Genomic DNA, 23,703 nt, shown 5'->3' on the forward strand with positions numbered 1-23,703 from the left:
CACAAAATCAACGCGCTCAAATACTTTGGTAGTAACCCGGAACTTTAAACCAGCGGCGGCACATATCCAAAAAGTAACCGTACAACACACCCATGCCACAGGAAACCAATGCGTTACTGGCCACAGCGGTCACGATCTGTTCGCTTGAAGCACCAACGGTGTAGAGGATAGCGGCATAGACTGGTGACTGGAATAGAACATAAGCCACTAGATCAGAGATATTTTTCATCATGCTGCCCGCAGAGATCTTTCTTCCCTGACGCAGTACAAAGTCACGAAAAACACCATATGGCCAAGCAATCGCGATGTTAACCGGAATAGAGAGCGTACGCGAAGCCAGCGACTGCTCAAAAGTCATACCTGAAATAAAAATCTCGATGATCATCCCAGCGACAAAACAGAACACAACCATGGCAAATGTATCCGCAGCTGCGTGTCTGATACAAAACGGACCACGTGGTTTCATTTACACCCTCTACATAAAATATTTGACTATATAAATAGCAATTAAATAAAACAGATAACTAGATATAGAATCACATCCAGATTATGACGCTATTAAATCATACAAATATTAGTTTTAGGTTCCGTTTTTTAATTTGACTGGTAAATAAACTACCAAAAAGTAAGAGAAAAGTAGCAGCTATCGCTGAATTTACAACCAATTAACAACAAGATCGTTTAAACAACAACGATAAATGTAAATTAATTACAGAATTCCGTAAGCAGGACGGTGAGTAGGTCTATCTCTTCCTGAGGCGGTATCCTGCCGCGTCGTAAACATTCGAGGGTGCTTTCCAAAACGTGGACAATCTGATGATCTGCAGGAAGTGGTAGAGATTGTTGTAGTGATTCGGTGATTTCCAACGCATCCGCAACCGCTTTGTTGTCCAGGGCAATGTAAAGCCTCACCAGAATCTCTTCAATCGTTCCCGAGAATACGGGCTTGCGATAATGAGTTTGATACTGATAAAGCGCCGTTGAATGGCGGTAGAGTGCGTCATCCAACTCATTTTCGTCGATCGGTTTTGCAATGATGAAATCGGCTCCTGCGTTGAGCATCTGCTCACGAGTCTCTTTGAAAACATCTGCGGTGCAGCCAAAAATCAGTACTTTGGATTTGGTTTCTGGCAATTGACGAATGCCACGGATTGCCTCCACACCATCTTTGACGGGCATATGGTTGTCCATCAAAACTAAATCATAGCTGCCCTCTTTCACCGCTTTAATCGCCAACGCGCCGTTTTCTACACAAGTACATTCAAACCCTTTGTTTTTCATGAAGGTTTCAAGAATGATGGTATTGGTTCTGTTGTCTTCAACAATCAGAACCCGCAGCCCGGTATAACTGACATGGCGCAGCGGTTTTGCTGTCGTTGTTTGCGCATCCGTCGCATCGATCGCGACACTGACACGAAAACTGGTTCCGATGCCAACCTCACTCACGACGCTGACGGTACCGCGCATCAGCTCGGTAATTTGCTTAACAATCGCCAATCCCAACCCTGTGCCACCAAAACGGCGCGTAGTTGACGATTCTGCTTGCTCAAACGGCTTGAAAATCTTGCTTTGCGCGTCTTTGGGAATGCCTATCCCGGTATCGCGTACCTGAATGATCAGATAGAGCTGCTCTCCAATCGTCTCCTCTTCGAGGATCACCTCAACCAAGCCACGATAAGTGAACTTGACCGCGTTGTTGAGCAAGTTGAATAGTATCTGGCGCAGGCGCGCTTTATCGGAGTAATACCAACGGTTTTCTTCAACCTGAGAATACACTTTGAACTGCAACCCTTTTTCATTGCACAAGGTTGAATAGACGCTGGTGACGCTGCCAATGATGGATTCAAGCGGGAAGCTACTGCGATCAAGTTCTAGGTGCCCCTGCTCTATTTTGGAGAAGTCGAGAATTTCATTCAGCAGTGTCATCATGTGCTCGCCCGATTCATACAGGCTCTTCATCTGCTGACGCTGACGTGGTTTGAGATCGCTTTTGAGCAGGATTTGAGCGGTGCCTAAAACTCCATTCATCGGTGTACGAATTTCATGGGACAGCGTCGCCAGAAATGCACTTTTTGCTTTAGTTGATGCCTGAGCTTTGACCTTTTCTGCTTCGAGATAAATCGTTTTTTGATTAAACGTATCAATCAGATAACGGATTTCATCCTGGCTGTGATATGGCACATCAATGATGCCGCCTTCCATCGACTCATCCACTTTTTGCGCGATAACGACAATGGGCTTGATGAGGTAGCGGTTCAGCAAGTAATAACCAAGCATTACACACAGTAGCAAAAGTGGAATCAATCCGCGTTCCACGCCAGTGATCAGCTCATATACTTGATCGTTGACTAAGCGTCGCGCATTCACCACCTCAAGCTGCCAGTGGAAATCACCAAACGGATAACGGCTGACATACGCACCACGTCTTAAGTGGAAGTTATGTTCACTGATGATCGAGCCATAGGCGTCGTGGAGTTTAACACCTAGACCATATTGCTCGGCGTGATTGGCAATGAAATCGACGAAACCCTGCAATGATAAATCGACTGTCGCGACTCCCGCGAACTGACCATTAACATAATATGGTGCGGACGCAGTCACCATCTGAACCTGAGTGTAGGAGTCCACATACACTGGCGACCAAGTGACACTGCCTTTGGCTTCATCGACAGCAGACAGATACCAACTCTCGCTGTCATACCCACCAGCGGCAGGGTTATTCCAGGAGATCAATTGGTCAACTTTGCCATCCGTTGCCCGGTTAAAAAACAGACTCGAGTACTTCACACTGGGAACAATACTGTTGGGTTTCGGCCAAAGACCGCCGCTGATCACGACACCATCCAGAATGGAGAACAGGGAACGCAGCATGCGGCCTTGTTCTTCCTGTCCTTGGCCACTCTGGCCGATGCTGACAATACTCTGCAAGACGCCAATTGAGCTGTTCAAAGGTTCGCGCACTTGCGTTGCCATGAGCGTGGCACGTAAATCGAGGTTTTGTTGCACCTCTTGTCTGAAAGGCGCTTCTACCACCCAATAGGTTACCGTTCCTATCGTCGCGAGGAAGAAGAATAAGTAGACGCCCAGAGCAAGCATACTTTTGCGCTTTAACGAGGAACGTATTTCCATAAGCCTTTGAAATTTTTCCGTTTGTACAAGTATAGTGAATAAGTTATTGAGGAAAATGTTTTATTCACGGGTTTCGTGACCCATACAGCGTTCTGCTCTCCTGTAAAAGTCGAAGAAATAACGTAACAAATTCGCCTTTAGACACCGTTTGAGGGTAAGATGGGCGCCTATTTTTCCAGATAAGTATGGAACTCTATTTTGACGTTACACGACATTCTAACCTTACCTGAACTAGAAGATCGTCTGCTGAACGAAGCAAAAACCCGTGGTTTTGTGACAGCGATGGCTTCGGCACCTAACATTCTTCCGCCTGAAGAGTGGCTACCCTTTTTGTGGGGCGGTGATGAAGTTGCACCGTTTACTGACGCTGAGGTGATGGAAAGCTACTTTCAACACATCATCGATATGTGGAACGTTTACCGTCCTGCGTTATTAAACGGCAGTTGGGCATGGCCGGAAGGTTGTGAGCTGGACGAAGAAGAGATCATCAACCAGAACGCACGTGATTTCTGTGAAGGAACTCTACAAGGCTGGCAATTGGCCCGGGACGATTGGGAAGTCTTAATGCCCGAAGAGAGCCAGGATAATGCTCTGCTTGGCGGCGTGTTACTGTCGCTGGCTATGCTGTACGATCCTGAAACTTCTCTGGCGACACTGTCTGAGCAAGGAATGGAAGGTTTAGATCAATTTGAAGAAATCTATAACGCGGTTCCGGTCATGTTGTGTGGACTGACTCAGCGCGGTGTAACGCTGGCCGAACAGCAATAATCCGTCGAATAGAAAAAGCCCGCCAATCGGCGGGCTTTTTAATGTATATCAGCAAGTTAAGCGTTGCCTTTAACCTGCATATTCAATTGTTCTGCAAAATCCAGCATACGGTTCAACGGAATCAGGGATTTGACACGCAGTGCTTCATCCACAAAGATTTCGTGCTCTTCACCGCCATCACACAATGCTTTTTCAATCGCTTTGAGTCCGTTCATTGCCATCCACGGACAGTGGGCACAGCTACGACACGTTGCACCGGCACCTGCCGTTGGCGCTTCAATGAGTTCTTTCTCTGGTACCATTTGCTGCATCTTAAAGAAGATGCCTTTGTCAGTCGCCACAATCATTTTCTTATGTGGTAAAGACTTCGCGGCCTTGATCAATTGACTGGTCGAGCCGACGGCATCTGCCAGTTCCACCACGCTTGACGGTGACTCCGGGTGCACCAGAATTGCTGCATCTGGATACAGAGATTTCATTTTCTTCAGTGCATCAGCTGAGAACTCATCGTGTACCACACATTCGCCCTGCCAAAGTAGCATGTCTGCACCAGTTTTATTGGCAATGTATGAACCTAGATGGCGATCTGGACCCCAGATAATTTTCTTATCTTCTGCATCCAGATGTTCAACGATTTCCAGCGCGATACTGGACGTTACAACCCAGTCTGCGCGTGCTTTTACCGCTGCGGACGTATTCGCGTAGACCACCACCGTATGATCCGGATGGGCATCGCAGAACTCAGTAAATTTGTCTGCAGGGCAGCCCAAATCCAGAGAACACTCTGCATCGAGCGTTGGCATTAAAATGCGCTTCTCTGGGGTCAGGATTTTCGCTGACTCACCCATAAAACGTACACCGGCAATAATCAATGTACTGGCTGGGTGGCGATTACCAAATTTGGCCATTTCCAGCGAATCGCCGACAAAGCCGCCAGTCTCTTCTGCCAATGCCTGAATTTCAGGATCGGTGTAGTAGTGGGCGATCAGCACTGCGTCTTTGTCTTTAAGCAGTTGTTTGATGCTCGCGATGTAGGTTTGTTTTTCTTGTTCTGTTAACGGAATAGGTTTTGGAGGGAACGGGTAAACCGTCTCGATCTTATCCAGTATATGACTCATTGCTCTTGCTCTACGCAACTTCCTTTAATCCGGGCATTGTACACCGTAAATTGTTCGATAGGCAAAAGTGATTGGGCGAGAAAAACAGCGCGCAGCAATGCTTAAACCATGAGACGTTATAAGCAAAAAGGCCGCTAACGCGACCTTTTGATTATTTGAGATTTTCTCTTGCCACTTTGGCAGAAGCACTGTCCGGATACTCATCCACAACTTGCTGATAATATTTTTTGGCTTGCGCAGCATTGTTGTTGCGCTTAGCGATATCACCCAATTTGACCATGGCATCAGCGCGTTTATTGGAGTCTTTATACGTCAACACCGCAGCAAAACTTTTCACGGCGTCTTGATCTTGCTTCTTCGCAAAATAGAGCTGACCTAACCAATAGTGCGAGTTTGGCGCAAAGTTGGAATTTGGGTAATCTTTCTGAAATTGTTGAAACGCAGCGATCGCTCCGGCGTAATCTCGCTTTTTAAGGATCAGATCGACAGCATTTTCATAGGCGGCTTGCTCGTCGGCATCACTGCTGAACGTGCCAGCCGGAATATCTTCACTCTGAGCAGCATTGCTCGCCACAGCGTCGGCTGGGCGTGATTTCATTTCACTACGAACATTATCCAGCTCCACAAACAGTTCGCGCTGGCGTTGCAGCATTTGCTGCATGTCGTAGTTATTTTTTTCTATTTGCCCACGTAAATCATTAATTTCCAGGGACATATCATCCAGCTGCTTCTGCATTTGCAACTGCATGCGATTACGGTTTTCCAACAATCGTTCCAAACGAGCGACTTCACTTTCTGAAGATCCCGAACGTGTAGCGGAAGTTTGATTGCTGCTGTTGCTGAGGTCAGATACTGGAGCTGGTGCAGCGAACGAAGCGCTCGCTGCACTTGCCAGTAACGTAAGCGTGACAACGCGCTTTAGGTTACTGAACATGAGGTTCATCCTCGATTAGTACACTAGAACTGCACGGCGGTTCTTAGCGTATACTTCTTCAGTTTGACCAAGAAGTAGAGGCTTCTCTTCACCGTAGCTTACGATAGAGATTTGGTCAGCTTGAACACCCAGAGCTTCTAGGTATTTAGCAACAGCTTGTGCACGACGCTCGCCCAGAGCGATGTTGTACTCTGGAGTACCACGCTCGTCTGCGTGACCTTCGATAGTCACTTTCAAGCTTGGGTTCTTAGTCAGGTAAGCTGCGTGAGCTGCCAGCATTTCTTCGTAGTCGCTTGCGATCGTTGCGTTATCGAATGCGAAGTAAATGGTTTGAGTTTCACGAAGCGCTTGCTCTTTCAACTCTTGCTCAGAAAGTTGTGCATTCTCGTCCATTGGCGAAACAACTGTTGTGTCAACGTTGCCTGCTGTACCTGACGTAGTTTGGTTAGTTTCAGAACCAGAAGCGTTTGCTGCTTCATCGCTTGAACTACATGCAGTCACTGCTAGTACTGGTAGCGCAATCAGTAGCCCTTTAAGAACTTTGTTAAGTTGCATCTTATTTTCCTTACTATGTAATAGTTAGTTGCTATAAAAACGGAGACCAAGCAGGTGCTCTAACGCGCCCATTAGTTGCCGGTAATCTAGCTTTAAATCGTCCATCTATCGACACCATCGACAACACGTTTGTCTTGTTATAGATGGAACTGTAAATGACCATACCACCATTAGGTGCAATGCTTGGAGACTCGTCGAGCAAAGTCTTCGTCAGAATTTGCACAGAACCCGTTTCCAAATCTTGTTTTGCCAAGTTAAAGCCAGAGTTGCTGCGATTCACCATAACCAGGAATCGTCCGTCCGGTGTAATTTGACCACCTAAGTTTTGGCTACCTTGCCAGGTCAGACGTTTGGTCGCACCGTCTGTCAAATTTACTTGATATATCTGTGGTTTACCACCCCGATCCGATGTAAATATCAGGGATTTACCATCAGGATTCCAGAAAGGTTCTGTGTTATTTGATCGACCACTCGTAATTTGCGTCAGCTTCCGACTGGTCAGATCCAGCGTATACACCTGCAGACTACCCGTTTTTGAGAGTACCAGCGCTAGTGTTTTGCCATCCGGTGAGAATCTTGGTGCGCCATTATGACGTGGGTATGACGTCACCTTTTCACGCTCACCGGTATAAATGTTCATGATGTAGATTTCAGCCTGACCGTTCTGGAAGCTCACGTAGGCCAGCTTCTTGCCATCCGGCGACCAGGCAGGAGACATCAAAGGCTGTTTAGAGCGCAATACCAAACGTTCGTTGTAGCCATCGTAATCGGCCACTCGCAGCTGATATGGATAAGCATCTTTGTCGTTGACCACCACGTAAGCGATACGGGTCAGGAAAGCACCGCGCTCTCCCGTCAGTTCTTCATAAACCAAATCCGCAATGCGGTGCGCATACTCACGCATGCGTTTGGCTGGCACAGTCGCGACTTTGTTAAACAGAACATGATCTTTTGACATCACGAGCTGGCCATCCGAGCTCAGTGCACGGCTCTGGCCTTGTGTCAGTTGACCACGTACTACATCCACTAACTGGTAGTTGATCACGTAGTTGCCTTCTGCATTCTGTGTGATGCTGCCTGTCAGCAGTGCATCGACACCAATACCAGTCCACGCGTCGAATTTTACATCCGCTTCGCTGTAGGGAGTCTGAGGCATTTTGCTGGTTGGAATTGGGCTGAATTTACCACTGCGCTGCAAGTCTGATGCAATGACGCCAGAAACGTCTTGCGGCAGCTTGGTCTTTCCTTCCCATTTGAAAGGAACAATCGCAATCGGGCGTGCAGAGTTGATACCATCGGTAATCACCAGTTCCAGCGCCGCGTTGGCAAATTGCATGCTACTTGTAACTACAAGCAGGCATCCTAACATTAATCGCTTTAACACAAGCTTTTCCTTTTTACTCTGGTACTACGGTTAAATTGATGTTCTTAAGCTTTTCAATCACGTCGGATTCGTCTTTTTTCGGCAGTGGAAAAGTCCCCACCTGAGCGACCGCACGTTTCGTTGCTGCGCACAATCTGCTGTCACCATCGAGAATTCGGAGATCGCCCACAATCGCGCCTGTTCCGGTAGGGATAAGGCGCAGATTCACCCTACACTGCTTTCCCTTAAAGCTATCTTCCAACAATAAGTTTTGCTGAATCAACTGAGTGTAGATGGCACCCCAGCGTTGTGCTTCGCTGGTAACGTGCTGCGAACGAGCCACTGAGTTATTTTGTGACTCAGTCTCAAGGCCAGCAAAGATATTGTTCAGTGCGGCTTCCTGCTCTTTACGTTCACGCTCAGCACGTTCTGCTCGTTCTTTTTCCAGTCGAGCCTTCTCTGCTGCCGCTTTGGCGGCCTTCTCTTTCGCGATGCGTTCCTGTTCCGCTTTGACGGCCGCTTCACGCTCTTTACGCGCTTTCTCTTGCGCTTCCTGAGCGGCTTTCTCACGTGCTACTCGCTCTTGTTCAGCTTTCGCAGCAGCGGCCTCTTTGGCGACACGTTCGGCTTCCGCCTTTTTCGCCGCCTCTTCTTTCAGTTTGCGCTCCGCCTCAGCTTTAGCCGCACGTTCCTGTTCCTGACGCGCTTTTTCTGCAGCAGCTTTCTGTTCCTGCTCTTTCTGCTGACGAACCTTCTCAGCTTCCCGAGCGGCTTTTGCTTCTTTAGCCTGCTGCTCTTTCAGCTGACGAATGCGCTCTTCTTCTGCTTTGCGGTTCTTTTCAAGCTGCTCACTTTCGCGGCGCAGTTTGTCTAACCTTTCTTGCTCTTGCTTGGCAGCAGCTTCACGCTGACTACGGATCTGCTGAGCCTGTTGTTTGACCAAATTCGGGTCAATGACTACGGCTTCAACCATGTGTCCGCTCGTTTCCGGCTTAGACATCGTGAAATCAGTGCCCCACAACAGAGCAGCGACCAATGCCACGTGTAACCCAACCGAGATGGCAAGAGGCTTTTTAACATCGTTTTTCTTCGACTTCTGATCTTTCATGAACAGTATTAAGCCTATTCCTTGATATCCGTTAACAAGCCAACTTTAGGAATACCTGCTCGGCTCAGTTCATCCAACACCAGCACCACATCCGCGTACGGCGTGGCGCGGTCACCGCCTACTGCAACTGGGGAATTCGGCTTCAGAGACAGTTCGGCTTTGATACGTACGATGACATCCTGCAACGACAGGCCGCGCTGTACCTCTTCATCGTTCACACTCAAACCGAGGTTACCCTCTTTGTCGATTTCAACGATGATAAAGCTGGCATCGCTTTCTCCCGCCATATCAGACATCGATTTGGCCGTCGTCGTTTGAGGCAGCTCAACATCCACACCCTGAGTTACAAAAGGCGACGTCACCATAAAGATGATTAACAGTACCAACATGACATCGATGTAAGGTACCACGTTAATCTCAGCCGTCATCTTCCGCTTTTTCGGTTGATAACCCGCCATATCTTATTCCCTACCCGCCATCGCCTGACGATGAAGAATGCTGTGGAACTCTTCTGAGAACGTGGCGTAACCATGTTCTAGTTTGCCCACCTTGTTGCTCAGACGGTTGTATGCCATTACCGCTGGAATTGCTGCAAACAGACCCATCGCCGTTGCCACGAGTGCTTCAGCAATACCCGGAGCCACCATGGCCAGTGTGGCTTGCTTTACCTGACCTAGCGCGATAAAGGCGTGCATGATCCCCCAAACGGTACCAAACAGACCGATGTAAGGGCTGATAGAACCTACGGTTGCCAAGAACGGCAGGTTAGTTTCCAGCTCATCAACTTCACGGGCCACCGCAACACGCATGGCGCGACCCGTTCCTTCCATAACGAAGTCAGGAGAAGCTGCGTTGGTTTTGCGCAGACGCGCAAACTCGGTAAAGCCTGAATAGAAGATTTCTTCAGTGCCGGAAATCTCGTCTTTGCGTTTCTTCACATCCTGATACAGCACAGACAGATCGGCACCAGACCAGAATTTGTCTTCAAATGCTTCTGCGCTGCGTGAAGCCTGAGACAACACCTTACTGCGCTTGATGATCATCGCCCATGAGACAATCGACATCCCTAAAAGGATCAGCATCACCACCTTAACGAGGAAGCTGGCTTGCAAAAATAAGTCGAGAATTGAAATATCAGCTGTCACTGTGGGTTAACTCCAAAATTATTGATTGAGGCATCGCCTTGGGTTTCATTTTCTCATTGTCGATACATGCTACCTTAACTATTGCTTTACACAATAGTTGCCCTTCAGGATTGACGAGCTCTTGACAGAAGGTTAGCGACGCCTTTTTAAGCTCTGCGATTGAGGTCACGACTGTCAATTGATCGTCAAGACGCGCCCCTTGCTTAAAGTCGATCTCAGCATGTCGGACAACGAAGCCGATTCTTTGTTCCAGCAGAACCTGCTGTGACACTCCGATAGCACGCAACATTTCTGTACGCGCCCGTTCGAAAAATTTGAGGTAATTGGAATGGTAAACTACGCCACCGGCGTCGGTATCTTCGTAGTAAATGGTAATTGGCCAGTTAAAAACTCGCATAATAAGGGCGTAACCGTCTCAATAAGTGTCTGAATGAGTGGGTTACTATAACGCATCTCGTTGTTGTTAGTACAAGGTAGAGGAAAGAATTCGCAGGCTACTGACAAAAAATTAGCGCTGACTCAAAGAGACAGCGCTAATTCGCATAAATCATCATCAATGATGCTGCTTTGTTATCCGATAAGGCGAACCACCAGCAGATAACACAGAATAGGCAGCGAGATGTAAGGGCTGAATACCAGTTGCCAAATCCACTTACGCGGTCTGAAGCCAACACCGAATACCATACTTGAGCAAATGGCCCAAATCAGCAGCGGCGCAATCAAGGCGTTAAAACCGCCAATGCTTGCACTGTAAGCCTCAGGATCCCACATCACCATCGCAACGTGGTAGAAACCGAGTATCAGGGACAAAACCTTCAATACGGTTTTGTCCACTGGAGCGTGTAAATTGGCAATCTGAACAGACCAATTACTCACTATCTTTATCCATCATTTCTGAGTGCTCTAACCAAAGAGCGTTGATGATGCCGAATGCACAGGCGAGCAATACGCCAAGAATCCATGCAAAATACCACATAGTCTGAGCTCCTTAGTACAGTGAGTTTTTGTTGTCTTCGATGAACTTGTCGTCCAGACGACCAAACATTTTGTAGTAACACCAAGTGGTGTAACCCAGAATAATTGGAACCATCACAAACGCCACACCTGTCATCAGATTCAGAGTCAGTTCACTTGAGGTTGCATCCCACATGGTCAAGCTGTGATCAGGCATCAGGCTCGATGGCATCACGAATGGGAACATGGCAAAGCCAGCAGTGAAGATCACACCTGCGTTGCCTAGGCTTGAAGCCAGGAATGCAATGCCGCCTTTCTCGATACGAGAAGCCAGAACCGCCAGCAAAGGCATCACCACACCAAGTGCAGGAGCGGCCCACAACAGTGGGTACTGCTCAAAGTTATGCATCCAAGCGCCCGCTTCACGCGCCACTTCTTTATTCAGTGGGTTGGATGGACCCATCGTATCGATTGCACTGGTAATCACGTAGCCATCAATGTTCTGAACCCAGAAACCTGCCACCACGAATAGAATTACCGTCAGTAACCCTGTCAATTGTGCAATGTTGCGAGCACGTACATGAACAGGACCTGTCGTCTTCATTTGTAGCCATGTTGCACCTTGCATCAGGATCATGAACAGGCTAACCAGACCACACAGCAGACCGAACGGATTCAGCAGACCAAAGAATGAACCATGGTAAGTAGGCATTGCGAACTCGTTCAACTGGAACGGTACACCTTGCAGCAGGTTACCAAACGCCACACCGAAGATGATCGGCGGAACAAAGCCGCTGATGGAGATACAGATATCCCAAGTATTACGCCATTTCGGATCTTCGATCTTTGAACGGTAATCCAAACCAATCGGGCGCAGCCACAGAGCAGCCAACGTCACGATCATCGCCAGATAGAAACCCGAGAACGATGTTGCGTACACCATAGGCCACGCAGCAAACAGTGCGCCGCCTGCAGTAATCAGCCAAACCTGGTTACCGTCCCAGTGTGGAGCAATAGAGTTAATCATTACGCGGCGTTCTGTGTCGTTTTTACCGATCACAGGTACCAGCGCACCAACACCCATATCGAAACCGTCAGTAATGGCGAAGCCTACCAGCAGTACGCCGATCAGTACCCACCAAATGAGTCGTAGGATTTCGTAATCAAACATAATCTTCTCTCCCTGCCTTATGCTTCGACCTGACGACTAACTCTGTCTTCAACAGTGTTGCCGTTCTGCTCGAAGTGATAGCGGCCAGTTTTCAGGCTGCTTGGACCTTTGCGAGCGAATTTAACCATTAGATACACTTCGGCAATCAGGAATGCTGTGTACAGTGCAAGAATGGCGAACAGTGATGTCCAGATTTCAGCTGCGCTTAGCGCGGATGCCGCAGTATGAACTGGCAGGATTTCACCCACCGCCCATGGTTGGCGACCAAACTCGGCAACAAACCAACCGGTTTCAACCGCAATCCATGGAAGTGGAATACTGAACAACGCCGCTTTCAGAATCCATCGTTTCTGTTCGATCTTCTGACGACAAGTCTGAACGAATGCCGCGCCAAATACGAATAGCATCACAAAGCCACACGCCACCATGATACGGAACGACCAGAACAGTGGCCATACAGTCGGAATTGAATCGTCCGCTGCTGCCTGAATTTGCTCTTCAGTCGCATCCGTCACTTTATCGGTGTAGCGCTTCAGCAACAGGCCGTAACCCAGATCGCTTTTCACTTCATCAAACGCTGCAACGTTCTCAGCAGATTTGTCACCCGAACGCAGTTTTTCCAGCAGCTCATAGGCGTACATACCGTTACGGATACGTTCAACGTGTTCTTCACGCAGGTCGCGCAAACCAGTGACGGGTGTGTCGATAGAACGCGTTGCAATGATACCCATTAGGTAAGGGATCTTGATCGCGTAATCGGTGTGCATGGTTTCCTGGTTAGGTAAACCAAACAAAGTAAAGGCTGCTGGTGCTGGCTCAGTGTGCCACTCAGCTTCGATAGCGGCCAGTTTCACTTTCTGAACTTCACCGACTTCGTAACCTGATTCATCACCCAGTACGATGACAGACAGTACTGCTGCCATACCGAAAGAGGCGGCAATAGCAAAAGAACGACGTGCAAACGCAATGTCGCGGCCTTTCAACAGGTAGTATGCGCTGATGCCTAGGATGAACATAGCACCTGTTGTGTAGCCTGCTGCCACAGTGTGTACGAATTTAACCTGAGCAACCGGGTTGAAGACGACTTCTGCAAAGCTCACCATTTCCATACGCATGGTTTCGAAGTTGAAGTCTGCACCAACCGGGTTCTGCATCCAGCCGTTCGCGATCAGGATCCACAAAGCAGAGAAGTTAGAACCCAGAGCCACCAGCCAGGTAACGGCTAAGTGTTGACGTTTTGACAGTCGGTCCCAACCAAAGAAGAACAAACCGACAAAGGTGGATTCCAAAAAGAAGGCCACAAGTGCTTCGATGGCAAGAGGGGCGCCAAAAATGTCGCCTACGTAATGTGAATAATATGACCAGTTGGTACCGAACTGGAACTCCATGGTCAGGCCGGTTGCCACACCAAGAGCAAAGTTAATACCGAAAAGCTTACCCCAGAACTTAGTCATGTCCTTGTAGATTTGCTTATCAGTCATTACATACAGAGACTCCATGATGGCAAGCAAGAACGCCATGCCCAGAGTCAATGGAACGAACAAGAAGTGATACATCGCTGTCATTGCGAACTGCAATCGCGACAGATCAACTACGTCAATCATGGTAACTCCTTTGTGTCGGCTGAATGACACTTTCGACATAAAGCAACAGAAAAAAGACAGGTTAACAACAACGAGAAGTTGTTAGTTTACCGCAGTAACTTGTTGCAATTATGTACCATTGTGGTTAGTTAATTGTTAAGCATCAGCTAATATAGCTGGAACTAATACTACTGCCAAAAACCAGTTGTTTCAAAAGGTTTATGGGAGAAAACCGCCTTGATTTACATCAAATTTTGCTCCCCAAAACTGTATAAAAAAACTACAAAATGATACAGATCAAGGAAAGATAAATTTTCTTGTTAGCATTAAGTAAAAAACACAATTAGATACGGAAAAACGAGAACAAAGGGTTAACAATTCATCGAAATTAGCTAACCCTTAAGCAGTAAGGGAATTTCAAAAAGTGTGACATTGATCCACAAATCAACTTTTTTACTTGAGGGGAAAATTAATTGTAACGTTATTTTTCTAAACCGAAGTGCAGATACGCTCGATCGGTGGCAATTCGCCCACGAGGGGTACGTTGCAGATAACCTTGTTGAATAAGAAATGGTTCTAATACATCTTCAATCGTATCTTTTTCTTCACCAATCGCGGCCGCCAGGTTATCCAGCCCTACCGGGCCACCACTGAATTTCTCCATAATCGCCAGCAGCAGCTTACGGTCCATGTAGTCAAATCCCTGATGGTCCACATCGAGCATGTTGAGCGCTTTATCCGCGATGTCAGCACAGATGTGCCCATTGCCTTTGACTTCCGCATAATCGCGGACACGGCGCAGCAGACGGTTGGCAATACGTGGCGTACCTCGGGCTCTGCGCGCCACTTCCAGCGCACCTTCAGCATCCATAGAGAGCCCAAGACAGTCAGCACTGCGCTGCACGATATGTTGAAGGTCCGCCACTTTGTAATATTCAAGACGCTGAACGATACCGAAACGGTCACGCAGTGGCGAGGTTAGCGAACCTGCGCGGGTTGTCGCACCAATCAACGTAAACGGAGGTAAGTCGATTTTAATGGAACGCGCTGCTGGCCCCTCTCCAATCATGATGTCTAACTGATAGTCTTCCATCGCTGGATAGAGCACTTCCTCAACCATCGGACTGAGGCGGTGAATTTCGTCGATGAACAGGACATCGTTCTCTTCCAGATTGGTCAGCAGCGCAGCCAGATCACCCGCTTTTTCCAACACGGGACCAGAAGTGGTACGAATATTCACTTCCATCTCGTTGGCTACAATATTGGCCAACGTTGTTTTCCCCAAACCCGGTGGACCGAAAATCAATAAATGGTCGAGCGCTTCGCTACGCTTTTGTGCGGCCTGAATAAAGATTTCCATTTGATCACGCACGTGATCCTGACCTCGGTAATCGGCCAGCTTTTTAGGGCGAATCGCACGATCGATCACCTCTTCATCTTTAAATGAAGGGTTGGTCGGAGCAATAAGGCGATCAGCTTCAATCATTCAACAATTCCTGTTCGTTTGCAGAGGTCTTCAACGTCGTTGACCCAGATATTCACACCAAAAGAGATACTCGGGATTGTGACGTGTTGTCGTCACTCTGCTGGAGAAAAAACAAACGGCTAACTTAAGCCGCCTGTTTAGTTTAAACCATAGATTTGAGCGCTTCGCGAATCAGTTGTTCACTGCTCATATCCGGCTGAGCGACCTGAGATACGGCTTTCGATGCTTGAGCGGGTTTGTAACCCAAGGCCAACAACGCACTCACCGCTTCCTCTTCAGCATTCTGATCTTGAATGGCGGCAATCGAGTCAAGTGGCGCCGCATCGGTTGCAGGCGTAAATAAATCACCAGCCCCCCAGCCTTTCAAGCGGTCTTTCATTTCCACAACTAAACGTTCAGCGGTTTTTTTACCTACGCCAGGCAATTTTACCAAGGTTGAAATGTCTTCTCGTTCCACGCAAGCGACAAACTGGCTGGCTGTCATACCTGAAAGGATCGCCAGACCCATTTTAGGCCCAACACCATTGGCTTTAATCACTTCACGGAACAACGCACGTTCGTTCACGGTATTGAAACCATAAAGCAACTGCGCATCTTCACGTACGACAAAGTGTGTATAGATAATGGCTTCTTCACCGATATTGGCGAGTTCATAAAAACAGCTCATCGGCATTTGTACTTCATAGCCGATACCGCCGACTTCAATCAGAACTTGTGGAGGTTGCTTTTCAATCAGTGTGCCGCGAAGACGTCCAATCACTGGGAATCCTTGGTTTTGATGAGATGAGAATGACCAAGATGATAATCAATAACTGGATGGATAGCCAGTAAAAGATAGGCAATGCAGGAGGCACAACGCCTCCCGAGATTGGATCTAACGGTAGCGGCCGCGTCTGGCGCTGGTTGCATGACCAGCGAGCGCGATCAGGGTCTTGTTAGTGTTGGCGTGACAGATAGCCACCCCAAGCGCATCAGCCGCATCGGCCTGCGGTTTGGCTGGCAACTTCAACATTTGCTGCACCATGTGTTGCACTTGAGTTTTATCTGCCCCACCAGTGCCCACCACAGCCTGCTTGATCAAACGCGCCGCGTACTCAAATACTGGCAGATCGGCATTCACTGCGGCAACAATTGCACTGCCCCTCGCCTGCCCAAGTTTGAGTGCAGAGTCGGCGTTTTTCGCCATAAAAACTTGCTCAATGGCGAACACATCCGGTTGAAACTGCGTGATGATTTCACTCACACCAGCATAAATTTGTTTCAAACGCAGCGGCAGCTCTTTCTCGGAGGTGCGGATACAACCACTCCCCAAATACTGAAGGTGACGACCTTGCTGACGAATAACGCCGTAACCAGTAATACGAGAGCCCGGGTCAATGCCCAGAATAATAGACATGAGTGATCCTAATTTCTGATATCGCTATCGACAGCGATAACGCAGGTGCTTGCTAAAATGGCGTACAAAAAGAAAGTGGGCGACGCCGCCCACTTTACACAATCGTTATTTGCGACGCCATGTCGTACCGCTTGGGCCGTCTTCCAGCACGATACCCATCTCGTTGAGCTTGTCGCGAGCCATATCAGCATTTGCCCAATCTTTGGAAGCGCGAGAATCGTTACGCAGTTTGATCAGCGCTTCAATTTCTGCGACTTCATCATCATTGCCGGCGTCGCCTTTCAGGAACGCTTCAGGATCTTGATACAAGATACCAATCACATCTGCCAGTTCACGCATCAACGCGCCAAGAGAGCTTGCTTTATCGGCGTCTTCCGTTTTCAGACGGTTCACTTCACGCGCCATATCAAACAGAACAGAATAAGCTTCTGGCGTATTGAAGTCGTCATTCATCGCCGTCGTGAAACGAGTGAGATACTCTTCACCACCCGCCGCAGGAACGGTCATATCCAGACCGCGCAATGCCGTGTAGAGACGCTCCAGAGAAGCACGAGCCTGATTAAGGTTCTCTTCACTGTAGTTTAACTGGCTGCGGTAGTGACCAGACATCAGGAAGTAACGCACGGTTTCCGCATCGTAGTGATTCAACACATCGCGAATAGTGAAGAAGTTACCCAGAGACTTCGACATCTTCTCTTTGTCGACCATCACCATACCGCTGTGCATCCACGTGTTCACGTACTGCGTATCGTGCGCGCAGCAAGACTGAGCGATTTCATTTTCATGGTGTGGGAACTGCAGATCTGAACCGCCACCATGAATATCAAAATGGTTACCCAGAATCGAAGAATTCATTGCAGAACATTCAATGTGCCAACCAGGACGACCCGGTCCCCAAGGTGATTCCCAAGTCGGCTCACCGGGCTTGGACATTTTCCACAGCACGAAATCTAGAGGACTACGTTTCGCCATGTCGATATCAACACGAGCACCCGCTTGCAGTTGATCCAAGTCCTGCTTCGACAGCTTGCCGTAATCGTCGAACTTGTTCACTTCAAACATCACGTCGCCGTTGTCTGCAACATAAGCAAAACCACGATCAATCAGGCGCTGAACCAAATCAATGATTTCCTGAATGTAGGCTGTTGCGCGTGGCTCAACGTCCGGACGTTTGATGTTCAGCGCATCAAAATCAGCGTACATCTCTTGAATCAGACGTTCAGTCAAAGATTCGCAAGATTCCTGATTCTCCGCCGCACGTTTAATGATTTTGTCATCGATATCAGTAATGTTGCGTACGAAGGTCAAATCGTAGCCAAGGTAGCGCAGGTAACGGGCCACGACATCAAACGACACAAAAGTGCGGCCGTGACCGATATGACAGAGATCGTATATTGTGACTCCACAGACATACATGCCAACTTTACCAGCAGTAATGGGTTTGAATTCCTCTTTCTGTCTTGTGAGCGAGTTATAAATCTTCAACATGATCTCTATCTAATTACCGTTAAAACCAAAATAGTGGCACAGTATAACAACTCTGTTATCGCTAGGTCATCCATTTGATGTTTTGAATGAACAAAAAGTTAGGCTAAAATTCGGTATTCATACAAAACAAAGCAAAGGTAATGCACATGATCACCCTTCACACAAATTTTGGTGACATTAAAATTCAGCTGAACGAAGAAAAAGCGCCAGAAACCAGCGCAAACTTTCTGCAGTACTGCCGTGACGGTTTTTACGACAACACTCTGTTTCACCGTGTTATCGATGGCTTCATGATCCAAGGCGGCGGCATGACCTCTGGTCTGCGTGAAAAAGCAACCCGTTCACCGATCCGTAACGAAGCAAACAATGGCCTGAGCAACAAAGTGGGCACCATCGCGATGGCTCGTACCATGGAACCGCATTCAGCAAGTTCACAATTCTTCATCAACGTAAACAACAACACGTTCCTAGACTTCCGTTCAGAAAGCCGTGATGGTTGGGGCTACTGTGTATTCGGTGAGGTTGTCGAAGGCATGGACATCGTGAACAAGATTAAAGGCGTAAGCACTGGATCTTACGGCATGCACCAGGATGTACCGCTGGATGAAGTGGTGATCACTGGCACGACTATCGAAGAATAATCGATCAAAGGAGTGCGCTAGGCGCGTTCCTTGTTCCTGAACTTATGCATACATTATTTATTTCAGATCTCCACCTGACTCCCAATCGCCCCGACATCACTCACTGTTTTACTCAGTTTATGCGCAGCGAAGCCATCAAAGCGGACGCTCTGTATGTGTTGGGTGATCTGTTTGATTTCTGGATTGGCGACGACGATCCCACGTCATTTGCTGAACAGATAAAGCAAGAATTTAAACACCTGACGTCTAACGGTGTGCCTTGCTACTTTATTCACGGCAACCGCGATTTTCTGATTGGCCGCCGTTTTGCCAAAGAAACTGGCGTCACCTTGCTGGATGAAGAAGCCGTGGTTGATTTATACGGGACTTCAGCTGTGATTCTGCACGGCGATACGCTTTGCACGGAAGACGTACGATATCTGGCATTCCGCGAAAAAGTCCATCAACCTTGGTTACAGTGGATTTTTAACCGTCTGCCCTACTTCATTAAAAAACGAATTGTTGCCAAAATTCAAACCGATATTCGCTCTGACAAAAGCCAAAAGGCGATGGAAATCATGGATGTCACGCCAGACGAAGTGGTGCATGTTATGGATAAATATGGCGTAGATCTGATGATTCACGGTCATACTCATCGTCCTGCCATTCATCAGGTTAATGATGGTTCTCAAAAAACACGCATTGTTCTGGGTGACTGGTATACCCAAGGCTCAGTATTGGTCTATTCTAACAACGGTTATTCATTAGAAAATCGTCGTTTTGAATCGCAATTATGATTTGAATCGCAAACAACGGCCTGATCTTTTGAGATGATGCCAAGCAATGAACTCTAGTATTGATATTAATCGCAATACAACAACAATAAGATTCAGCCTTGACGTACTCTTACATTGCACGACAACCCATTCTGGACAGTGACCGAAAAACCGTCGGTTATGAACTCCTGTTCAGAGATGGGCCCAAAAATACCTTTCCTGAAATCGACCCGGATCTTGCGACCAGTCGCTTGTTGTCCGATCACTTTCTTTCTACTCATTACAACACGCTTGGTAATCATCTGGGGTTTGTGAATTTCCCGTATCAGAGCCTGATAAATATGATTCCGACGCTATTTCCAACCAATAGTTTGGTTGTCGAAGTTCTGGAAGATTGTGAGCCTACGGGAGAGTTGCTAGAAGCTGTACGCAAGATGTCACACATGGGGTACAAAATTGCGCTGGATGACTTCGTACCGAGTCCGGAGTGGAAAGCATTTCTGCCTTATGTTTCTATCATCAAGTTTGATATTCGCATCGTACCGATTGAAAAAGCCCGCCTATTCATTAACAAATTGAAAGGCTCAAAAATCATCTTTCTTGCTGAGAAAGTCGAGACCTATGAAGAGTTTGAACAGGCAAAAGCCGCCGGCTTTCGCTATTTCCAAGGCTATTTCTTTAGTAAGCCAGAACTGATTCAACGCAAAGCATTGGAGCCTGCGTTCTTAACCGTAGTTCAACTGTGTAAAGAGATTGCCAAAGACGAAATAGATTACAAAGAGCTGGAAGCCTTGATCGCGAAAGACGTCACCTTGTCATACAAACTCCTGACATTTGTGAACTCATCTGCCGTTGTCAGCTCTAAAATTCAGTCCTTTAAACAAGCTTTGGTGTATCTGGGCGAAGAGCGTCTGCGTAAGTTTGTTTCGCTGGTCGCGATCGCCTCTACACACAGCGACAAGCCGGATTATCTCTATGGCTTATCCATTCAACGCGCGCGCTACTGTGAACTGGTGTACTCGCGCCTGAGTGAAAATCGAGATATGGGGAACGCGTTTCTGACGGGCATGTTTTCATTACTCGACAGCTTGCTTGATCAGTCTTTGGAATCCATCATCAATGAGATGCCCGTCGAAGAGAGTGTAAAGCAAGCTCTGGTAGCAGAAAGTGGCACTCTCGGCGATATCCTTGCCCTGACAAAAGCGTATGAGCAGGCGGACTGGGATAAAGTCTCTGTCTTTGCAACAAAACTGGCTATCAGTGATGAAGTCCTCAGTAGTTGCTACGATGAAGCTGTTAGCTGGACCGCAGATTTACTGAATCTCAATAGTTAAGTAATTCCGTTCTCGTGCTCGACACTCTGCGGCTAAGCTCATAGACTGTGCGCGTTTCAACCAAGTTTCAGAGAGTAACCCATGACTGCGTGTTATTGTGGTAGCGGTAGGACCTATACCGACTGCTGCCAACCTATTCATCAGGATCATAAACAAGTCCACACTCCAGAACAGCTGATGCGTTCACGCTATAGTGCCCATGTACTCGGATTGGTGGATTTTGTCATCAAAACTTACCACCCATCATGCAACGCAGAATCTGAACGCGAAGCGATTGCAGAATCGGTGCAAAGCGAATGGCAAAGACTTGAAGTGGTCAGTACTGCATCTGGTGCCCATGACGATGAAGGCTATGTGCACTTCAAAGCGTATCTATTGGACCAACATCAAGAATTTTGCTTGGAAGAGCGTTCACGTTTTTTACGTGAAAATGGTTTGTGGTACTACATTGATGGCGAATTTCCGCAACAAAGTGTTTCCCTGAAAGTAGGAAGAAATGATCCTTGCCCGTGCGGCAGCGGCAAAAAATCTAAAAAGTGTTGTGTTTAAGGCTCCGATATCAGAAGAACCAAAAAATATTTTTGGTTCTTCAAAAGTTCGCAACATTATTCTTGATCAATCATCCATTTCTGGAAGGCTTTGCGTTCTTCTTTAGATGCTTGAAGATACAGTGATTGCAACGACCCCACGAGACTACCCTGTTCTGCCAGTTTTTTATCTACAATCTGTGATGTTACGGCAGCTGACGAGCTCTGCATCTGACTAGTTTCTGGCGTTGTAGAAGGGTTAGCTATCGTAACGTAAGTCAACCCGATTGCAGCTTTCCCGCCTTTTTTGTTATAACCTTCTACTTCTTCGTTGAAGTTTTGTCCGAGTACAAAACCTGAAACAGTGATCGAATCCGTAATCGCATCAATCTCTTTCTGCGTATCAGTATCAACTAAGTGCCATTGAAAGTTGTCGATTTCTCGTTCCGCCTCTTTGGCATCGCGGTATTTAGGAAGCGTAAAACTCAGCGTTTGATCCGATGCTTCAAACTTCATCACAATCAGTTTGCTACTTACACGTTCAGCGGTATCACGATTCACAAAGTTGTATGAATAGCGAAAAGCAATTTGATTTAAACCATTTGGTAACTCAAGAGTGCGGCTTGAGCTAAACACACTTCCTTGAAGATTTGGTCTCTCCAGATTGACAACGTGCAAGTTAATTTCTTCTGGCACACTGACTTCAACAGCAGCATGAGTCCCTGCTGACAACATCAAACTCACAGCAAATGTAGTACTTATATTTCTTAAAGAAGAAATCGTCACTTTATTATCTCCTATTAAAAAGCCCAGCAATGCTGGGCTTTTTATACTAACAGTAACTAGTTGAATTACCAGTAAATACGAGCACCCAGTGCTAGGTTGTTAGCATCTTCTGCGCTGTCTTCTTTGTGGAAGTTATATTCTACGTAAGAACGAGCCCAAGAAGCAAAAATGTATTCTACACCTAGAACAACGTTCTGAGTTTCATCTACGTTTTTATCGAAATCTAGATATTGGTACTGTCCATATACAGACGTTTTATCAGCAACTTCAAATTTTGCACCTAAGTGGAAGCCGTTTGATTTTTCATCGTTTGCAGAATTAGCTTTGTCGTCCAGCTTGTTGTAAGCGTAAGTAAAACCGATAACACCAGAACCGATAGCGTACTCTGCCGTTGCTTCTGCATAAGTAGATTCAGCGTCGTTTGTACCAACTTTATCATCCATGAATGCACCACCAACGTGCACAGACAGGTCACCGAATGACGTACCTACGTACGCTTCACCCATCTCTGGGTTAGAATCGTTTTCTGGTAGGTTGTACATTGCTTTTACCCAGAAAGCGTCACGCGACAATTGGTAAGCAATCGCACTAGATTGCCAGAAGTTATCGTTAAAGCCGTTCGCATAAGGAGCCATATCGTATTGGTATGGGTAGATAGCACCGTAGATATCATCGTAGAACGGTAGTTGTTGACCAACAGTTACTGTGCCGAACGATTCAGAAGCGAAACCGATGTAGTGTTGACGAAGACCCGAGTCTTCAACATACACTTCTGCTTTACCCAGCACAGCAAAATCGTCATTCACTTGGTAGTTAACTTTCACACCCCAACGAGATGAGCTTTTATTAATTTTAGCGTCATCTGAACCGTCAACATCTGAAAACTCGACGTATTCACGTAGTTGACCATAGAAGTCAACAGATGCGTCGTCTGTTTTAAATACTTCTGCTGCGTTTACAGAGCTTGCTGCTGAGATAACAGCTAGAGCTAATAGCGTCTTTTTCATATTAATCCACTGCCTTTTCTTAATTGGGAAGTCCGTTTCGATTCCCTTTTGTTTTTTAGATGATGGTTTCCCAACTCTGCGGTTGGTTGCCATCGCCCACTAAATTCGAGGTTTAGATTGCAAAAGATTATGCTGCGTGTCAAATGTGAAAAAAAATATTCCTAAAATAAGAACAAATTAAACAAAATCAATATTTTACATATAAATTTCATAATGCTTCGGCGAAGTTCTAATCAAAAAACTAAGAATAGGTAAATGTTAAATTTTTTAACATAATAGATTTTTATTTCTGATAAATATAAAAAACAAAGCACTATCAGAATAAAATATAGTAAAAATCACCTTTGCGGAGCTTTATATTTTTCATAATTCAAAATTAATTTAAGTGTATGAAGGTTCAGTTTTTTTTTGTGAACGAGATCTAGATTTGTTCTAAAAGCATACGATTTCGTGAA

General features: G+C 46.8%; 25 protein-coding genes. 5 read left to right on the top strand and 20 right to left on the bottom strand.

Going from position 1 to position 23,703, the window contains the following annotated elements; all coding sequences use genetic code 11:
- Positions 1 to 16 precede the first annotated feature (16 nt).
- Together DYA43_RS08735 and DYA43_RS08740 are read right to left on the bottom strand one after the other, a co-directional pair.
- Positions 17 to 466, bottom strand: a complete 450-nt coding sequence (locus tag DYA43_RS08735) for an L-alanine exporter AlaE (RefSeq protein ID WP_032079983.1) — start codon at positions 464 to 466, stop codon at positions 17 to 19.
- Between the two features lie 239 nt (positions 467 to 705).
- Entirely contained in the window at positions 706 to 3,129 is a 2,424-nt protein-coding gene (locus DYA43_RS08740) for a hybrid sensor histidine kinase/response regulator (protein ID WP_024374826.1), read from the bottom strand.
- A 198-nt stretch (positions 3,130 to 3,327) separates the two neighbouring features.
- Between DYA43_RS08740 and DYA43_RS08745 the strand changes: the two genes are divergently transcribed.
- Positions 3,328 to 3,897: a UPF0149 family protein gene (locus DYA43_RS08745; RefSeq protein WP_020327740.1), complete on the top strand. Its 570-nt coding sequence runs from the start codon at positions 3,328 to 3,330 to the stop codon at positions 3,895 to 3,897.
- A 56-nt stretch (positions 3,898 to 3,953) separates the two neighbouring features.
- Here the strand turns inward: DYA43_RS08745 and nadA are convergent, their stop codons facing one another.
- The 16 genes from nadA to cysS form a co-directional block, all read right to left on the bottom strand.
- Positions 3,954 to 5,015, bottom strand: coding sequence for a quinolinate synthase NadA (gene nadA / locus DYA43_RS08750; protein ID WP_032079980.1), 1,062 nt, complete (start codon positions 5,013 to 5,015; stop codon positions 3,954 to 3,956).
- Positions 5,016 to 5,166: 151 nt separating this feature from the next.
- The gene (ybgF, locus tag DYA43_RS08755; protein ID WP_024374571.1) at positions 5,167 to 5,949 is read right to left on the bottom strand and encodes a tol-pal system protein YbgF; all 783 of its coding nucleotides are present in this window, start codon (positions 5,947 to 5,949) and stop codon (positions 5,167 to 5,169) included.
- A gap of 15 nt (positions 5,950 to 5,964) precedes the next feature.
- Complete coding sequence (gene pal / locus DYA43_RS08760; RefSeq protein ID WP_020327743.1) at positions 5,965 to 6,504, bottom strand: peptidoglycan-associated lipoprotein Pal; 540 nt, start codon at positions 6,502 to 6,504, stop codon at positions 5,965 to 5,967.
- Between the two features lie 31 nt (positions 6,505 to 6,535).
- Positions 6,536 to 7,873 carry a Tol-Pal system beta propeller repeat protein TolB gene (gene tolB, locus DYA43_RS08765; RefSeq protein WP_206384191.1) on the bottom strand — a complete coding sequence of 446 codons (1,338 nt, stop codon included), beginning with the start codon at positions 7,871 to 7,873 and terminating at the stop codon, positions 6,536 to 6,538.
- Positions 7,874 to 7,901: 28 nt separating this feature from the next.
- Complete coding sequence (gene tolA / locus DYA43_RS08770; RefSeq protein ID WP_061056658.1) at positions 7,902 to 8,975, bottom strand: cell envelope integrity protein TolA; 1,074 nt, start codon at positions 8,973 to 8,975, stop codon at positions 7,902 to 7,904.
- 14 nt (positions 8,976 to 8,989) lie between these two features.
- On the bottom strand, positions 8,990 to 9,433 hold the full coding sequence (gene tolR, locus DYA43_RS08775) for a protein TolR (RefSeq protein WP_061056659.1): 444 nt from the start codon (positions 9,431 to 9,433) through the stop codon (positions 8,990 to 8,992).
- A gap of 3 nt (positions 9,434 to 9,436) precedes the next feature.
- The gene (gene tolQ / locus DYA43_RS08780; RefSeq protein WP_020327747.1) at positions 9,437 to 10,120 is read right to left on the bottom strand and encodes a protein TolQ; all 684 of its coding nucleotides are present in this window, start codon (positions 10,118 to 10,120) and stop codon (positions 9,437 to 9,439) included.
- Entirely contained in the window at positions 10,110 to 10,517 is a 408-nt protein-coding gene (gene ybgC, locus DYA43_RS08785; RefSeq protein WP_020327748.1) for a tol-pal system-associated acyl-CoA thioesterase, read from the bottom strand. The genes tolQ and ybgC overlap by 11 nt, the downstream gene beginning before the upstream one ends.
- 173 nt (positions 10,518 to 10,690) lie before the next feature.
- Positions 10,691 to 10,996, bottom strand: a complete 306-nt coding sequence (gene ybgE, locus DYA43_RS08790) for a cyd operon protein YbgE (protein WP_038127007.1) — start codon at positions 10,994 to 10,996, stop codon at positions 10,691 to 10,693.
- Entirely contained in the window at positions 10,989 to 11,096 is a 108-nt protein-coding gene (cydX, locus tag DYA43_RS08795; RefSeq protein ID WP_000270284.1) for a cytochrome bd-I oxidase subunit CydX, read from the bottom strand. The genes ybgE and cydX overlap by 8 nt, the downstream gene beginning before the upstream one ends.
- Before the next feature lie 12 nt (positions 11,097 to 11,108).
- A complete protein-coding gene (gene cydB, locus DYA43_RS08800) occupies positions 11,109 to 12,245 on the bottom strand; it encodes a cytochrome d ubiquinol oxidase subunit II (RefSeq protein WP_020327750.1) in 1,137 nt (378 codons plus the stop codon).
- Between the two features lie 17 nt (positions 12,246 to 12,262).
- Entirely contained in the window at positions 12,263 to 13,849 is a 1,587-nt protein-coding gene (gene cydA, locus DYA43_RS08805) for a cytochrome ubiquinol oxidase subunit I (protein ID WP_020327751.1), read from the bottom strand.
- Between the two features lie 460 nt (positions 13,850 to 14,309).
- Entirely contained in the window at positions 14,310 to 15,314 is a 1,005-nt protein-coding gene (ruvB, locus tag DYA43_RS08810; protein WP_020327752.1) for a Holliday junction branch migration DNA helicase RuvB, read from the bottom strand.
- 142 nt (positions 15,315 to 15,456) lie between these two features.
- A complete protein-coding gene (ruvA, locus tag DYA43_RS08815; protein WP_020327753.1) occupies positions 15,457 to 16,074 on the bottom strand; it encodes a Holliday junction branch migration protein RuvA in 618 nt (205 codons plus the stop codon).
- Between the two features lie 114 nt (positions 16,075 to 16,188).
- A complete protein-coding gene (gene ruvC, locus DYA43_RS08820) occupies positions 16,189 to 16,710 on the bottom strand; it encodes a crossover junction endodeoxyribonuclease RuvC (RefSeq protein ID WP_024374575.1) in 522 nt (173 codons plus the stop codon).
- A 105-nt stretch (positions 16,711 to 16,815) separates the two neighbouring features.
- Positions 16,816 to 18,198 (bottom strand): cysteine--tRNA ligase, encoded by a 1,383-nt coding sequence (gene cysS, locus DYA43_RS08825; protein ID WP_024374576.1) that lies wholly within the window; start codon positions 18,196 to 18,198, stop codon positions 16,816 to 16,818.
- A gap of 146 nt (positions 18,199 to 18,344) precedes the next feature.
- Between cysS and DYA43_RS08830 the strand changes: the two genes are divergently transcribed.
- From DYA43_RS08830 to DYA43_RS08845, 4 genes are all read left to right on the top strand, one after another.
- The gene (locus tag DYA43_RS08830; RefSeq protein ID WP_020327756.1) at positions 18,345 to 18,839 is read left to right on the top strand and encodes a peptidylprolyl isomerase; all 495 of its coding nucleotides are present in this window, start codon (positions 18,345 to 18,347) and stop codon (positions 18,837 to 18,839) included.
- 44 nt (positions 18,840 to 18,883) lie between these two features.
- The gene (gene lpxH / locus DYA43_RS08835; RefSeq protein WP_061056660.1) at positions 18,884 to 19,615 is read left to right on the top strand and encodes a UDP-2,3-diacylglucosamine diphosphatase; all 732 of its coding nucleotides are present in this window, start codon (positions 18,884 to 18,886) and stop codon (positions 19,613 to 19,615) included.
- Positions 19,616 to 19,713: 98 nt separating this feature from the next.
- Complete coding sequence (locus tag DYA43_RS08840; RefSeq protein ID WP_020327758.1) at positions 19,714 to 20,928, top strand: EAL and HDOD domain-containing protein; 1,215 nt, start codon at positions 19,714 to 19,716, stop codon at positions 20,926 to 20,928.
- Positions 20,929 to 21,009: 81 nt separating this feature from the next.
- Positions 21,010 to 21,477: a YchJ family metal-binding protein gene (locus DYA43_RS08845; RefSeq protein WP_081094773.1), complete on the top strand. Its 468-nt coding sequence runs from the start codon at positions 21,010 to 21,012 to the stop codon at positions 21,475 to 21,477.
- Positions 21,478 to 21,533: 56 nt separating this feature from the next.
- Here DYA43_RS08845 and DYA43_RS08850 read toward each other — a convergent pair whose 3' ends face one another.
- Entirely contained in the window at positions 21,534 to 22,241 is a 708-nt protein-coding gene (locus DYA43_RS08850) for a DUF2057 family protein (protein ID WP_123946165.1), read from the bottom strand.
- 65 nt (positions 22,242 to 22,306) lie between these two features.
- Positions 22,307 to 23,341, bottom strand: coding sequence for a porin (locus DYA43_RS08855; RefSeq protein WP_081094774.1), 1,035 nt, complete (start codon positions 23,339 to 23,341; stop codon positions 22,307 to 22,309).
- Positions 23,342 to 23,703 lie beyond the last annotated feature (362 nt).

The organism is Vibrio fluvialis (assembly GCF_900460245.1).
Classification (GTDB): domain Bacteria; phylum Pseudomonadota; class Gammaproteobacteria; order Enterobacterales; family Vibrionaceae; genus Vibrio; species Vibrio fluvialis.